The following is a 15,372-nucleotide window of genomic DNA, read 5'->3' as shown; positions in this document are numbered from 1 at the left end:
ATGAAAACATATATCATTCCCATAATTATATCATTATCAGTGCTTTCTTGCTCAAAGAAAGAAGAAACGGCACAGCCGCAGTCAAAAAAAGGCTTTGAACTGAGCAATACCATGCTTCAATCTATTTCTCTCGCAAAAGTTGAAAAAAAATATATTGAGGACGATTTTAATTTTTACGGAAAGATTTCGGCAGATAAAAACAGTTATATCGATGTTTATCCCCTGGTAGGAGGAAATGTTCTGAGTGTAAATGTAGAGCTGGGAGATTACGTAAGAAAAGGACAGGTACTGGCAACCATCAGAAGTACAGAAATGGCGGAAGTTCAGAAAGATGTAAGTGATGCGAGAACGGATCTTGTGGTAGCACAGAACAATCTTCGGGTAGCTAAAGAAATGTATGAAGGAAAACTGAATACCGAAAGAGATGTGCTTGAAGCAAAAAGCGAATTGCAGAAAGCCCAGGACCAGATGCAGAGAGCCAATGCCGTAAGTACGGTTTATAATGTTAAAAAAGGAAATATTTACAGTGTTATAGCTCCCATCAGCGGATATATTGTTCAGAAAAATATCAATAAAGATATGCAGCTGAGAAGCGACAGAAGCGAAAATATCTTCGATGTAGCCAATACTAGCAACGTATGGGCCATTATGAATGTGAATGAATCTGATATTGATAAAATCAGTCTTGGTATGAAAGCTCAGGTATCCACGCTGTCTTATCCAGATAAGGTTTTTGACGGAAAAATCGACAAAATTTTTAAGATCATCGATCCGGAAACCAATGCCATGCAGGCCAGGGTGGTACTCGATAACCAAAGCGGATTGCTGATCCCGGAAAGTAAAGCAACCATTAAAGTAACCAGCTCGGAAAATACTACGGCACTTACTGTTCCATCTAAAGCTGTAATTTTCGATGACAACAGAAGTTTTGTGATTATTTATAAATCAAGGACGGATGTAAAGGTGCGTGAAATAAAAGTGCTGAAGCAGGTCGGAGATGTTACGTATGTTTCCGAAGGACTATCAGAAGGAGAACAGGTGGTTACCAATAATCAGTTGCTGATTTACCGCTCACTGAATAGTTAATTTTTAAACCATTAAGAATTTTAATAATGTATTCAGAAGTGAAGTCTCATTAAGAAATATCTAAAAATATTATAATCATCGATTTTAAACTCGTTATGAGTCAATTAATAATTCTTAAGTCCTTAATGGTTCAAAAATGAAAGTTCTTTGTTAAGTGAAACGCCTTTGCGAACTTAAAAATGTAGAGTTTGTCAAAAAATCTTTGTGCTCTTTACGTTTAAAATAAATTCAATGACTTTTCAGGTCAAAAAAAATCCATCATGAACAAATTCATTAAAAATATAATTGCTTTTTCATTAAAAAATAAAGCGTTTACCTTTATCTGGGTAGCTGTTCTTGCAGTGGCTGGGTTCATCAGTTTCAAAAATATGCCTATTGAAGCTTTTCCCGATGTCACCAATACCCAGATCGTTATCATTACCCAGTGGAACGGCCGAAGCGCAGAAGAAGTAGAACGTTTTGTAACAACACCCATTGAATTGGCAATGAGTCCGGTTCAGAAAAAAACAAGCGTACGAAGTACTACCATGTTTGGTCTTTCCATTGTCAAAATACTTTTTGATGATGGCGTAGACGATACTTTTGCCAGAAATCAGGTGAATAATCAGTTAAGAACAGTGAGTCTTCCTGATGAGGTGGATCCGGAAGTACAGCCACCGTACGGACCCACTGGTGAGATTTTCAGATATACTTTACAAAGTAAAACCAAAGATTCCCGGGAATTGCTGACTTTACAAAACTGGGTGATTGACCGCGCATTGAGGGGTGTTCCCGGAGTGGCAGACATCAACGTTTTCGGAGGGCAGGATAAAGTTTTTGAATTAAGTACCGATCCAAGGGCTTTGGATAAATATAATCTTACTCCACTCCAGGTGTATGATGCTGTTACCAAAAGCAACCTGAATGTCGGAGGCGATGTTATTGAAAAAAACGGCCAGGCTTACGTCGTTCGGGGGATTGGTTTGGTGAAATCAATTGCAGATATTGGAAATATTACCATACAGAATGACAGCGGGAACCCTGTTTTAGTGAAAAATGTTGCAGAAGTTCATGAAAGTTCAATGCCGAGAGTAGGGCAGGCCGGACTGAATCACCAGGAAGATACCGTGGAAGGAATTGTCGTAATGAGAAAAGGCGAGAATCCCCGTGAGGTTTTAGTAGGGGTAAAAGCTAAAATTAAAGAGCTAAACGAAAAAATACTCCCGAAAGATGTCAAAATGGTAACATTTTACGATCGTGATAATCTGATGGATTTTACAACGGAGACGGTAATGCACAATTTATTGGAAGGTATTATTTTGGTTACAGTAATCGTCTTGATTTTCATGGCCGACTGGCGTACAACTCTGATTGTTTCCATCATCATCCCCTTATCATTATTGTTTGCGTTTTTATGTCTGAAAATGGCTGGAATGAGCGCCAATTTATTGTCACTGGGAGCGGTTGACTTCGGAATTATTATCGACGGGGCCGTCGTCATGGTTGAAGGACTCTTTGTAATGCTAGACCACAAGGCACATAAATATGGTGAAGAAAGGTTTAATAAATTAGCAAAAGCCGGCTGGATAAAGCAAACCGGAACAGGCCTCGGTAAAGCAATTTTCTTTTCAAAATTAATTATCATCACTTCTTTAATTCCTATTTTCTCCTTCCAGAAAGTTGAAGGGAAAATGTTTTCACCATTGGCATTTACTTTAGGTTTTGCTTTAATGGGTGCCCTGATTTTTACTTTAACACTGGTTCCGGTACTTTCTCATATTTTGTTAAATAAAAATGTTAAAGAAAAAAACAATCCGTTTGTGAATTTCTGGGACAGAATTGTTTTAAAGGGATTTAATTTTACATTCAGACATAAAAAATTAAGTTTAATGGTTTCTCTGGCATTTTTAGGACTAACTTTATTCTCTGCAAAATTTTTAGGAACGGAATTCTTACCGCAACTCAACGAAGGTTCATTATGGATCACTGCAGAAATGCCGATGAGCTCATCTTTAAAAGAATCTTTAAAAACGGCAGATCTTCTCAAGAAAGACATTATGAGCTTCCCGGAAGTAACCGATGTTCTTGCACAAACGGGGAGAAGTAATGACGGAACAGACCCGAATGGTTTCGGTTTCGTGCAGTTTGCCGTCAATCTGGAGCCTAAAGAAGACTGGAAACGGAAAATTACATACGAAGAACTCATTGAAGAAATTGATAAAAAACTCAGAAATTACCAGGGGATTACCTTCAATTATTCACAGCCGATATCGGATAACGTTGCTGAAGCAGTGGCAGGATTCAAAGCCGAAAACGGAATTAAAATTTATGGAGACAATCTTCAAACCCTTGATATTCTGGCCGAAAAAGTACTAAAACAAGTTAAAGATATTCAGGGAGTAAAAGATGCCGGGATCATTAAAAATATTGGTCAGCCGGAAGTAAGCGTTGTGCTCGACAGGGATAAAATGGCTGCCTACGGAGTAATGCCGGATGATGCGCAATCTGTTCTCGAAATGGCTTTCGGGGGTAAAACGGCTTCAGAAATGTTCGACGGCGAAAGGAAGTTTCCAATCCGCCTCCGTTATTCTCAGGAGTATAGAAAAGATGAAAATGATATTGCCGCATTAATGGTTCCTACACAGGATGGTACGAAAATTCCGCTAAAAGAAATCAGTACCATTGAAAAGGACAATGGAGCTGCTTTTATTTACAGAGATGATATCAAAAGATATATCGGGATCAAATTCTCTATCCGTGACCGTGACTTGGGAAGTACGATTGCAGATGCACAGCAGGCCGTTTCTAAAATTGATCTGCCGGATGGCTATACAGTAGGGTGGACTGGTCAGTTTGAAAACCAGCAGCGGGCTTCAAAAAGACTGGCGCAGGTTGTTCCTGTAAGTATTCTCGGAATCTTTTTCCTTTTATTTGTGCTTTTCGGAAATATGAAAGATTCTTTATTGGTATTGGCCAACGTGCCTTTTGCACTGATCGGCGGAATTATAGCACTTCATGTAACGGGAATTAATTTCGGAATTTCAGCTGGTGTAGGAATGATTGCCCTTCTCGGAATCTGTATTCAGAACGGGGTAATCCTGATCACGGAATTTCATCAGAACGTAAGAAACGGATTACATCTTGACAATGCCATTTTACAGGGAGTAAAATCAAGAACCCGTCCTGTGATCATGACCGCTTTAATGGCATCCATCGGATTGATGCCGGCAGCCTTGTCAACGGGTATCGGTTCAGAATCGCAGAAACCTTTGGCGATTGTAATTATCGGAGGATTAATTACGGCTACCGTTCTCACCTTATTAATATTCCCGATCATCTTCTGGATATTCAACAGGACAAAAAAATCCCAGCAGATCTAAATCTTTCATTTATATTCAAAAGTCAGGGCGGAAAACTTTGTTTTCCGCCCTGACTGCTATTGAAATAATTATTATGAGGTTAAAATCCTAATCCCACAGCAAAACCTCTCACTGCATTTGGGAAATCTGCAACAGAGGTTGCGGCACCTGTTGAGGTATTAATGCTGTAAATTTTCGTCGCCGCTCCTACGGTTGCCAGCAAATATGCTTTCTGGCTCATGCTTCCGATATCGAAGCCATTCGCACTGGTAATATTGATTCCTAAAGAACCAGTCTCTACTAATGTTCCGTTGTTAGGCGGATTCTGCTGATACAATTTATCTGTATTGTGATCGATAATGAATAGCGTTGTTGATGTTGCCCCGGCAAAATTATTGGTATAGGCAGCAGCTCCAGCCATTGGAGTCCCAGGATTAAGAGTTCCGTCTACAGCGGTAATTCCTCCTGTAACAGGATCTAAACGAAGATTCTGTCCCGTATTGCTTATGACTCTAATTTTATCAACAGTAGGGTTGAAATCAAATCCGAAATCCGTTCCTGCAAGTAATGTTGGAAAAGGAGAGGCTCCTATAGCCGTTGCAGCTCCTGTTCCTAAATTAATGGTATACAGTCTGCTCGTGCTGCCCAATGCATAAAGTTGTCCGTTAAGCGGTCTGAAGTCGATGCCCAGAATGTTTTCCCCGGTCTGAAGCCCTGTAATTGCTTTAGCAACAGGCATCGGACTATTCGGATTAAAAATCTGGAGATTGTTAGAATTGTCCACCGCGTAAGCAACCGGCTCCGTAGGGATGGCAAGATCAATAATTTGCTGCTGAAGCATCCCTATATTCGTTGCCTTTCCATTATTAAGGTCAATTATATGAAGGTTGTTATTTAAAGCTAATAAAGCTGTGCTGTTGTCATATTTAATATCAAAAGCGGCCTGTCCTGAAAAAGTTGTTCCTAAACTTCCGATTTCCACTAATGCTCCATTATTGGGAGGATCTTGTTTAAATAATTTTCCGGAAGCCATATCAATATCGTACAGAACAGTAGTTGAAGCTCCGGATTTACTGTTGGTATAAGCAATTCCGGTAATTGATGGAGTTCCGCCTCCGTTGATATTCAGATCGGTTGCCGCTACTGCTCCGGTTTCCGGATGAAGCCTTAAGTTTTGTCCGGTATTACTTACCAAACGGATTCTGTCTACCGTCGGATTAAAATCTATTGAAGCAATATTTCCTGAAATTGCAGGTGAAAAAGCGGTGGTACCAACCATTCTTGCAGACGCACTGGATGTATTGATGATGTACAGCTTGCTTGCATTCGACAGGGCATAAAGCTCTCCCGTAGCAGGACGGAAATCTATGCTCATCAGTTTTTCGCCGGAAACCAATCCTGTAACCATTACTTTGGAGACGAAATTTTTAGGATTATTGGCATTAAAAGATACGAGTTCGTTGGTTGATGTAATTCCATATACCATAAGATCCGGTCCTTGAGCAATCATATCTGATGGCATCGGATCTTCGGTTTCATCACACGAAAATAAAATGACAATGCTGAACAGCACTGTAAATAAATGTAGTAGTTTTCTCATAATATTAATATTTAAGGTTCGTATTTCCATTTACGATAAAATGTGAATGATGGTTTTTATTATATTTATTTTTTTTAATTGGATTTATGTGATTAAGAATTAAAGAGATAGTTTATAATTTAATGAAAAGGTTCACAGGGATTTTTTCAATTAAGAAATTTGTGTAAATTTGCAATCTCAATACATTGAAATATAAGGTTTGTACTTCATTGGATTTGAATATTGAAACTTTTTTCAAGAAAAAGGTTTTGGTATTTAAAAATTCATTATATTTGCACACCGAAAATTTGAAAAACAATAAATAAATAATTTTAAATCATGGCAAAGGAAACGTTTAATCGTAACAAACCACACTTGAACATTGGTACTATTGGTCACGTTGACCATGGTAAAACTACTCTTACAGCTGCTATTTCTGCTGTATTAGCTAGCAAAGGTCTTGCTGAGAAAAAAGACTTCTCTGCAATTGACTCTGCTCCAGAAGAAAAAGAAAGAGGTATTACTATCAATACAGCTCACATCGAATACGAAACTGAAAAAAGACACTATGCTCACGTTGACTGTCCAGGTCACGCGGATTACGTAAAGAACATGGTAACAGGTGCTGCTCAGATGGACGGAGCTATCGTGGTATGTGCTGCGACTGACGGACCAATGCCTCAAACAAGAGAACACATTCTACTTTGCCGTCAGGTAAACGTACCAAGAATCGTTGTTTTCATGAATAAAGTTGACATGGTGGATGATGCTGAGTTATTAGAGCTTGTTGAAATGGAGCTTAGAGACTTATTATCTACTTATGAATTTGATGGAGATAACTCTCCTGTAATCCAAGGTTCTGCTCTTGGTGCACTTACTGCTGCTACTGAAGGTAACTCTGACGATAAGTGGTTTAAGTCTGTTGAGCAATTAATGGATGCTGTTGATGAGTGGATCGAAGAGCCAATCAGAGATACTGATAAGCCATTCTTGATGCCAATCGAAGATGTATTCTCTATTACTGGTAGAGGTACTGTAGCAACTGGTAGAATCGAAGCTGGTATCATCAACACTGGTGATCCTGTAGATATCGTAGGGATGGGTGATGAAAAATTAACTTCTACAATTACAGGGGTTGAGATGTTCAGAAAAATCCTAGACAGAGGTGAAGCTGGTGATAACGTAGGTCTATTGTTGAGAGGTATTGAAAAAACTGACATCAAGAGAGGTATGGTAATCGCTAAGAAAGATTCTGTGAAGCCACACAAAAAATTCAAAGCATCTGTTTATATCCTTTCTAAAGAAGAAGGTGGACGTCACACTCCATTCCACAACAAATACCGTCCTCAGTTCTACGTAAGAACTACTGACGTTACAGGTGAGATCTTCTTACCAGAAGGTGTAGAAATGGTAATGCCTGGTGATAACTTAGAGATCACTGTAGAATTGTTACAACCAATCGCTCTTAACGAGGGTCTTAGATTCGCGATCAGAGAAGGAGGTAGAACAGTTGGTTCAGGTCAGGTTACTGAAATCTTAGACTAATCATCTATTACAATATAAAAGCTTCCGTAAGGAACTTCTTTACGGAAGCTTTTTAACTACGGGCATCGTCCAATGGTAGGATACCGGTCTCCAAAACCGTTGATCAGGGTTCGAATCCTTGTGCCCGTGCAAATAACAATTATGAGTTCATTAATCAATTTTTTAAAAGGTTCTTATAACGAATTCAGACATAAAGTTGAATGGCCAAAATGGTCTGACCTGCAGTCTTCTACAATTGTAGTGACCGTAGCGACAGTGATCTTGGCTCTATTTACCTTTGGTGTTGACGAGTTGTTTTCTAAAGCAATCAGCAACATAATAGGAATGCTTATCAACTTGTTCAATTAATAATAAAAGTATTTTCCCATAATGAGCGAATTGAAATGGTATGTGCTGAAAGCAATCAGCGGACAGGAAAATAAAGTGAAAAACTACATTGAGACGGAAATCAAACGTTTAGGGTTTGAGCAGTACGTTACTCAGGTAGTTATTCCTATGGAAAAGGTTATTCAGATCAGAAACGGTAAAAAAGTTCCTAAAGAAAGACCTTACTATCCTGGTTACCTGATGATTGAAGCTGATTTGATGGGAGAAATTCCTCACGTTATTAAGAACATTCCAGGAGTTATTTCTTTCTTAAGCTTAACAAAAGGAGGGGATCCTGTTCCGATGAGAAAATCTGAAGTAAACAGAATGCTGGGAAGAATGGATGAGCTTTCTGAATTTGCAAGCGATGTTGAAATCCCATATGTAGTGGGTGAAAACGTTAAAGTAATTGACGGACCATTCAACGGATTCAACGGAACTGTAGAGAAAATTCTTGAAGATAAAAAGAAAATTGAAGTTTCGGTTCTGATCTTTGGTAGAAAAACCCCAATGGAACTCAGCTACGTACAGGTAGAAAAAGTATAAAACATACTTAAAGATATTTTAAAATCCACTTATCAAAAAGGTAAGTGGATTTTTATTTTAAATATTTACTAAAAATAATAATATCAATTTGCTATTTCAAAAATATTTTATAATTTTGCAGTCCGAAAAGTAGGCATACTTAATGTGAGAATGGGTAACCTACTGAATAATAATGCTTCCAAACTCATTAATTATTCAAATTTAAAAAACAAACAATGGCTAAAAAAGTCTTTAAAATGGTAAAGCTTCAGGTGAAAGGTGGCGCAGCTAACCCTTCTCCACCAGTAGGTCCAGCTTTGGGTTCTGCAGGTGTGAACATCATGGAGTTTTGTAAGCAATTTAACGGAAGAACTCAAGATAAGCCGGGACAAGTTTTACCTGTAGTTATTACAGTATACGAAGACAAATCTTTTGAATTCGTAATCAAAACTCCTCCTGCAGCAATCCAGTTAATGGATGCGGCTAAGATCAAGGGTGGTTCCGGAGAACCAAACAGAAACAAAGTGGGTTCTGTATCTTGGGATCAAGTGAAGAAAATCGCTGAAGATAAAATGACTGACCTTAACTGCTTTACAATGGATTCTGCAGTTTCTATGGTTGCAGGTACTGCTAGATCTATGGGATTAAGAGTAACAGGAACTAAACCAACTTTTAACGCTTAATACTTAAAGAAATGGCAAAATTAACTAAAAAGCAAAAGGAAGCTTTAAGCAAAGTAGAAAAAGGAAGAATCTATAACCTTGAAGAAGGTGCAGCTCTTGTAAAAGAGGTAAACACTGCAAAGTTTGATGCTTCTGTAGATATCGCTGTAAGATTAGGGGTAGATCCAAGAAAAGCAAACCAAATGGTAAGAGGTGTTGTATCTCTTCCTCACGGTACTGGTAAAGATGTTAAGGTGTTGGCTTTAGTAACTCCGGATAAAGAAGCAGAAGCTAAAGAAGCAGGAGCTGACTATGTAGGTCTTGATGAATATTTACAAAAAATCAAAGAAGGTTGGACAGATGTTGACGTTATCGTTACAATGCCGGCTGTAATGGGTAAATTAGGACCATTAGGTAGAGTATTAGGACCAAGAGGTTTAATGCCGAACCCAAAATCAGGAACTGTAACCATGGAAATTGGTAAGGCAGTAACTGAAGTAAAAGCTGGTAAAATTGACTTTAAAGTAGACAAATACGGAATTATCCACGCTGGTATTGGTAAAGTATCTTTTGATGCTGCTAAAATCAAGGAAAATGCTCAGGAATTGATCTCTACTTTGATCAAAATGAAGCCAACTGCTGCTAAAGGTACTTATGTGAAGTCTATCTATTTATCTTCTACAATGAGTCCTGGTATTGCAATCGATACTAAAGCTATTAACTAATACTAAATCCTAAGACAATGACAAAAGACCAAAAAGTTGTAGCGATACAAGAGATCAAAGATTTGCTTCAGGATGCTAAAGTAGTATATGTAGCTGATCTGGACGGTTTGAACGCTGCTAAATCTTCTGAATTCAGAAGACAGGCTTTCAAGCAAAATATCAAAGTGAAAGTGGTGAAAAATACACTTTTGCAAAAAGCAATGGAGCAGATTGATGGAGTAGATTTCTCTGAAATGTTCGAAACTTTCAAAGGAAACTCTGCATTAATGATTGCTGAAACAGCTAACGCTCCTGCAAAATTAATCAAAGACTTCAGAAAGAAAGAAGAAAAACCTGCATTGAAATCAGCTTTCGTACAGGAAACTTTCTACCTTGGTGACAACAACCTTGATGCCTTAGTTAGCATCAAGTCTAGAGAAGAAATGATCGGTGAAATCATCGGATTACTTCAGTCTCCAATCCAGAGAGTTGTTTCTGCTCTTCAAAACAAATCTGAAGGTACAGAAGCTCAAGCTGAAGAAGCTGCACCTGCAGTTGAAGAAGCTCCGGCTGCTGAAACTCCAGAAACTCCAGCTGCCGAAGGTGAGGCTCCAGCTGTTGAATAATTACACTCAAAAAATTAAATAAATAATCAACAAAAACATTACAACAATGTCAGATTTAAAAAATTTAGCTGAAACGCTAGTAAACTTAACAGTAAAAGACGTAAACGAATTAGCTGCTATCCTTAAGGATGAGTACGGAATTGAGCCAGCTGCTGCTGCAGTTGTAGTTGCAGGTGGAGGTGCTGCTGAAGCTGCTGAAGAAAAAACTGAATTCGACGTAATTCTTAAGTCTGCAGGTGCTTCTAAATTAGCGATCGTTAAATTGGTAAAAGATTTAACTGGTGCTGGTCTTAAAGAAGCTAAAGATATCGTAGATGGTGCTCCTGCTCCAATCAAAACAGGTATCTCTAAAGACGAAGCTGAAGCGCTTAAGAAGCAATTAGAAGAAGCTGGTGCTGAAGTAGAAGTGAAGTAATTCAATTTCTCTATAGATATAAAGCCTGGACATTGTCCGGGCTTTTTTTGTGAGGAGCTTAATCCCGCTATCCGCACTCGCTATTTTTCTTTGTTTCGGCTCGGCGGCTTTGCCGCCGAGTCGAAACAAAGAAAAATGAGCTCAAACAATTGCTTCTATCGGGGCTAGTGCTATTTGTGCAATGGATGAGATTTTAGCCTTTACACAAATAATCCTTATGATCACTAAAGAATCCTGTTAGCTCCTCCGATAGGAATGTCAAAATTCAAAGAATTTTTTTATGGAGTGTAAGAATTTCACATTAGCAAATACTCAACTCATTAAAACTAAATTATTTAATAAAAATTGTAAATGTGGATAAGTTTTTGTAAATTTGCATTCTCTTTTGGCGCGAAAATTTGTTTATAAATTAATAATATACTGTGAATCAACTCTTTCATATTATGAAAGGGCTTTGTTGTATATAGATATTATGGCTTTCCGCTTCAAAAGTAAAAAATATTTTGCATTACGCTGTGAAAAGATATACCAGTGTTGCAGTTAGGATCAGATCTTAAGAATGTAAAAGAGCAAAGACAATTTCTAATAGCGCCAACATTTGAAGTCTTTATCTTTTCATAATTCTCTTTTTCAGCTCCTGATATTTTTTAATAAATCAAAATATTTTTTAACCCTTTCTTAAAAGTTTTATGAGTAAAACAACAGCAACAACTAAGGGAACGCCGAGAATTAATTTCTCGTCAGCAAAAGGAAAAATCATCACTCCTGACTTCCTGGACATCCAGATCGAGTCTTTTAGAGAGTTTTTCCAGCTTGATACGCTTCCTGAAGACAGAACGAATGAAGGTCTTTACAAGACTTTTCAGGAAAACTTCCCGATTACGGATTCCAGAAACCAATTTGTGTTGGAATTCCTGGATTATCTGGTAGATTCTCCGCGTTATTCAATCGATGAGTGTGTGGAAAGAGGATTGACTTATTCAGTTCCTCTTAAAGCAAGGCTTAAATTGTATTGTACAGACCCAGAACACGAGGATTTCCAAACCGTAGTTCAGGATGTATACTTAGGTCCGGTTCCTTATATGACTCCTAGTGGATCTTTCATCATCAATGGTGCTGAGAGAGTTATCGTTACCCAGTTACACCGTTCGCCTGGTGTATTCTTCGGACAGACGTACCACGCAAACGGAACCAAATTATATTATTCAAGAATCATTCCTTTTAAAGGATCTTGGATGGAATTTACAACCGATATCAACAGCGTTATGTACGCGTATATCGACCGTAAGAAAAAGTTACCATTAACAACTTTATTAAGAGCAATCGGATACGAATCTGATAAGGACATCCTTCAGATCTTCGATCTTGCTGAGGAAGTGAAAGTTTCTAAAGCTGCCCTTAAAAAAGTAGAAGGAAGAACATTAGCTGCGAGAGTTTTGAACACTTGGTTTGAAGATTTCGTAGACGAAGATACAGGTGAAGTAGTTTCTATCGAAAGAAACGAGATCATCTTGGACAGAGAAACTATTCTTGAAAAAGAACATTTAGATCTTATTCTTGATGCTGGTGTGAAATCAATCCTGATTCACAAAGAAAACAGCAATGAATTCTCTATCATCCAGAATACATTACAGAAAGACCCTACCAACTCTGAAAAAGAAGCGGTAGAGTACATCTATCGTCAGTTAAGAAATGCAGATCCGCCAGATGAAGAAACAGCAAGAGGAATCATTGAAAAATTATTCTTCTCTGAGCAAAGATATTCATTAGGTGAAGTTGGACGTTACAGACTAAACAAAAAGTTAGGTCTTAATATTCCTACAACAACTGAGGTTCTTACCAAAGAAGATATCATCGCGATCGTAAGACACTTGATCGAATTGGTAAATTCTAAAGCTGAAGTTGATGATATCGACCACTTATCAAACAGAAGAATTAAAACGGTTGGTGAGCAGTTGGCAGGACAGTTCGGTGTAGGTCTTTCAAGAATTGCAAGAACAATCAAGGAAAGAATGAACGTTAGAGATAACGAAATCTTTACGCCGCTTGATCTTGTTAATGCTAAAACGTTAACATCAGTAATCAACTCGTTCTTTGGTACCAACCAGCTTTCTCAGTTCATGGACCAGACCAACCCGCTTTCAGAAATCACGCACAAGCGTAGACTTTCTGCACTAGGGCCTGGAGGTTTATCAAGAGAAAGAGCAGGTTTCGAGGTTCGAGACGTTCACCATACGCACTACGGAAGAATTTGTCCGATCGAAACTCCGGAAGGACCAAACATCGGTTTGATTTCATCTTTAGGTATTTATGCTAAAATCAACAGACTTGGTTTCATCGAAACGCCGTATAGAAAAGTAGCAGACAGCAAGATTGATCTTAATGCTGATCCTATCTACTTAAATGCTGAAGATGAAGAAGATAAAGTAATTGCTCAGGCAAACGTTGAATTGAGTGATAATGGAGACTTCTTAACAGACAGAATTATTGCAAGATTGGATGGTGACTATCCGGTAGTTGAGCCTTCTCAGGTTAATCTTATCGATGTAGCACCAAACCAGATTTCCGGTATTTCAGCTTCATTGATTCCGTTCCTGGAGCATGATGATGCGAACCGTGCATTGATGGGATCCAACATGATGCGTCAGGCAGTTCCTCTATTGAAGCCACAGGCTCCGGTAGTGGGTACAGGGCTTGAGCAGCAGGTTGCAAGAGATTCAAGAATTTTGATTAACGCTGAAGGTACAGGAACTGTAGAATATGTTGATGCTGACAGAATCGTTATTAAATATGAAAGAAGCGAAGACGAAGATTTAGTACAATTCGAGTCTGCTACTAAAACATATAACTTAACTAAGTTTAGAAAAACCAACCAAAGTACAACCATTACCCTAAGACCAAATGTAAGAGTAGGTGACGTAGTGGAAAAAGGACAGGTACTTTGCGACGGGTATGCTACTGAAAAAGGAGAATTGGCTCTTGGTAGAAACTTAGTGGTTGCGTTCATGCCTTGGAAAGGATACAACTTCGAGGATGCGATCGTAATCAACGAAAAAGTTGTACGTGAAGACTGGTTTACTTCAATCCACGTAGATGAATATTCTCTTGAAGTTCGTGATACCAAATTAGGTATGGAAGAGCTTACAGCAGATATTCCAAACGTTTCTGAAGAAGCTACTAAAGATCTTGACGAGAACGGTATGATCAGAATCGGGGCTGAAGTGAAGCCTGGAGATATCATGATTGGTAAAATCACCCCAAAAGGTGAATCTGACCCGACTCCTGAAGAAAAACTTCTTAGAGCGATTTTCGGTGACAAAGCCGGTGATGTAAAAGATGCTTCATTAAAAGCAGATTCTTCATTAAGAGGTGTTGTGATCGACAAGAAATTGTTCTCAAGAAACATTAAAGATAAAAAGAAAAGAACTGAGGAAAAACTTAAGCTTGAAGAAATTGAAAACACTTACAAGGCTAAGTTTGATGATTTGAGAAACACTTTAATTGAAAAATTAAATACACTCGTAAGCGGTAAAACTTCTCAGGGCGTTAAAAACGACCTTGACGAAGAAATCATCGGTAAAGGGGTGAAGTTTACTCACAAATTATTGACTTCAGTTGAAGACTATGTAAACGTTAGCGGTTCAGATTGGACGGTTGATAACGATAAAAATGAATTGATCAAACAATTAATTCACAACTACAAAATCAAGTACAACGATATTCAAGGGGTTAAAAACCGTGAGAAATTCGCAATTTCAATCGGAGATGAACTTCCTGCAGGTATCATGAAGTTGGCTAAAGTTTACATCGCTAAGAAACGTAAGCTGAATGTAGGAGATAAAATGGCAGGACGTCACGGTAACAAAGGTATCGTTTCGAGAATTGTTCGTGAAGAAGATATGCCATTCCTTGAAGACGGAACACCAGTAGATATCGTATTGAATCCACTTGGGGTACCTTCACGTATGAACATCGGTCAGATCTATGAAACAGTTCTTGGATGGGCTGGTCAGAAATTAGGATTGAAGTTTGCAACACCGATCTTTGATGGGGCAACGCTTGATCAGATTACTGAGTACACAGATAAAGCAGGTCTTCCTAAATTCGGTCACACCTATCTTTATGATGGTGGTACCGGAGAAAGATTTACTCAGGCAGCGACCGTGGGTGTGATCTACATGCTGAAATTAGGTCACATGGTTGATGATAAGATGCACGCACGTTCGATCGGTCCATACTCATTGATTACTCAGCAGCCGTTAGGAGGTAAAGCTCAGTTCGGAGGTCAGAGATTCGGAGAGATGGAGGTTTGGGCTCTTGAAGCATTCGGAGCATCAAATATCCTGAGAGAGATCCTTACCGTGAAGTCGGATGACGTAATTGGTAGAGCGAAAACTTACGAAGCCATTGCTAAAGGTGAATCGATGCCTGAACCAGGTATTCCGGAATCATTCAATGTACTACTTCATGAGTTACAAGGTCTTGGATTAGACGTAAGACTAGAGGAATAATTTTAAATTTTAAAT

At 38.5% G+C, this 15,372-nt stretch carries 11 protein-coding genes and 1 tRNA gene; 11 read left to right on the top strand and 1 reads right to left on the bottom strand.

What is annotated here, in order from left to right; genetic code table 11:
* Nucleotides 1-1,086, top strand: coding sequence for an efflux RND transporter periplasmic adaptor subunit (locus M0D58_RS08765; protein WP_248388438.1), 1,086 nt, complete (start codon nt 1-3; stop codon nt 1,084-1,086).
* A gap of 260 nt (nt 1,087-1,346) precedes the next feature.
* Entirely contained in the window at nt 1,347-4,445 is a 3,099-nt protein-coding gene (locus tag M0D58_RS08760; protein WP_248388435.1) for an efflux RND transporter permease subunit, read from the top strand.
* A 79-nt stretch (nt 4,446-4,524) separates the two neighbouring features.
* Here the strand turns inward: M0D58_RS08760 and M0D58_RS08755 are convergent, their stop codons facing one another.
* Entirely contained in the window at nt 4,525-6,024 is a 1,500-nt protein-coding gene (locus tag M0D58_RS08755; RefSeq protein WP_248388432.1) for a DUF4394 domain-containing protein, read from the bottom strand.
* Between the two features lie 318 nt (nt 6,025-6,342).
* Between M0D58_RS08755 and tuf the strand changes: the two genes are divergently transcribed.
* The 9 genes from tuf (at nt 6,343) to rpoB (ending at nt 15,357) form a co-directional block, all read left to right on the top strand.
* Nucleotides 6,343-7,548, top strand: coding sequence for an elongation factor Tu (gene tuf, locus M0D58_RS08750; RefSeq protein WP_042721320.1), 1,206 nt, complete (start codon nt 6,343-6,345; stop codon nt 7,546-7,548).
* 58 nt (nt 7,549-7,606) lie between these two features.
* Nucleotides 7,607-7,677: transfer RNA gene (locus M0D58_RS08745), tRNA-Trp, on the top strand.
* A gap of 12 nt (nt 7,678-7,689) precedes the next feature.
* Nucleotides 7,690-7,896 carry a preprotein translocase subunit SecE gene (gene secE / locus M0D58_RS08740; protein WP_072883529.1) on the top strand — a complete coding sequence of 69 codons (207 nt, stop codon included), beginning with the start codon at nt 7,690-7,692 and terminating at the stop codon, nt 7,894-7,896.
* Between the two features lie 21 nt (nt 7,897-7,917).
* Nucleotides 7,918-8,460, top strand: coding sequence for a transcription termination/antitermination protein NusG (gene nusG / locus M0D58_RS08735; protein WP_072883530.1), 543 nt, complete (start codon nt 7,918-7,920; stop codon nt 8,458-8,460).
* Between the two features lie 215 nt (nt 8,461-8,675).
* Entirely contained in the window at nt 8,676-9,122 is a 447-nt protein-coding gene (rplK, locus tag M0D58_RS08730; RefSeq protein ID WP_034702033.1) for a 50S ribosomal protein L11, read from the top strand.
* Nucleotides 9,123-9,133: 11 nt separating this feature from the next.
* On the top strand, nt 9,134-9,826 hold the full coding sequence (rplA, locus tag M0D58_RS08725; protein ID WP_072883535.1) for a 50S ribosomal protein L1: 693 nt from the start codon (nt 9,134-9,136) through the stop codon (nt 9,824-9,826).
* A 17-nt stretch (nt 9,827-9,843) separates the two neighbouring features.
* The gene (gene rplJ, locus M0D58_RS08720; RefSeq protein WP_248388429.1) at nt 9,844-10,431 is read left to right on the top strand and encodes a 50S ribosomal protein L10; all 588 of its coding nucleotides are present in this window, start codon (nt 9,844-9,846) and stop codon (nt 10,429-10,431) included.
* 46 nt (nt 10,432-10,477) lie between these two features.
* Nucleotides 10,478-10,846: a 50S ribosomal protein L7/L12 gene (gene rplL / locus M0D58_RS08715; RefSeq protein ID WP_248388426.1), complete on the top strand. Its 369-nt coding sequence runs from the start codon at nt 10,478-10,480 to the stop codon at nt 10,844-10,846.
* A gap of 689 nt (nt 10,847-11,535) precedes the next feature.
* A complete protein-coding gene (gene rpoB, locus M0D58_RS08710) occupies nt 11,536-15,357 on the top strand; it encodes a DNA-directed RNA polymerase subunit beta (RefSeq protein ID WP_248388423.1) in 3,822 nt (1,273 codons plus the stop codon).
* Nucleotides 15,358-15,372 lie beyond the last annotated feature (15 nt).

The sequence above is a fragment of the Chryseobacterium nepalense genome (genome assembly GCF_023195755.1).
In the GTDB taxonomy this organism is placed as follows: Bacteria; Bacteroidota; Bacteroidia; order Flavobacteriales; family Weeksellaceae; genus Chryseobacterium; species Chryseobacterium nepalense.
Note: the sequence above shows the minus strand (reverse complement) of the source record. Positions and strands in the feature narration are given on the sequence as shown.

Bases quoted from the DNA above. Each gene is read 5' to 3' on its own strand.
- M0D58_RS08765 (WP_248388438.1), top strand. From the start codon at position 1: ATGAAAACATATATCATTCCCATAATTATATCATTATCAGTGCTTTCT.
- M0D58_RS08760 (WP_248388435.1), top strand. From the start codon at position 1,347: ATGAACAAATTCATTAAAAATATAATTGCTTTTTCATTAAAAAATAAA.
- M0D58_RS08755 (WP_248388432.1), bottom strand. From the start codon at position 6,024: ATGAGAAAACTACTACATTTATTTACAGTGCTGTTCAGCATTGTCATT.
- tuf (WP_042721320.1), top strand. From the start codon at position 6,343: ATGGCAAAGGAAACGTTTAATCGTAACAAACCACACTTGAACATTGGT.
- secE (WP_072883529.1), top strand. From the start codon at position 7,690: ATGAGTTCATTAATCAATTTTTTAAAAGGTTCTTATAACGAATTCAGA.
- nusG (WP_072883530.1), top strand. From the start codon at position 7,918: ATGAGCGAATTGAAATGGTATGTGCTGAAAGCAATCAGCGGACAGGAA.
- rplK (WP_034702033.1), top strand. From the start codon at position 8,676: ATGGCTAAAAAAGTCTTTAAAATGGTAAAGCTTCAGGTGAAAGGTGGC.
- rplA (WP_072883535.1), top strand. From the start codon at position 9,134: ATGGCAAAATTAACTAAAAAGCAAAAGGAAGCTTTAAGCAAAGTAGAA.
- rplJ (WP_248388429.1), top strand. From the start codon at position 9,844: ATGACAAAAGACCAAAAAGTTGTAGCGATACAAGAGATCAAAGATTTG.
- rplL (WP_248388426.1), top strand. From the start codon at position 10,478: ATGTCAGATTTAAAAAATTTAGCTGAAACGCTAGTAAACTTAACAGTA.
- rpoB (WP_248388423.1), top strand. From the start codon at position 11,536: ATGAGTAAAACAACAGCAACAACTAAGGGAACGCCGAGAATTAATTTC.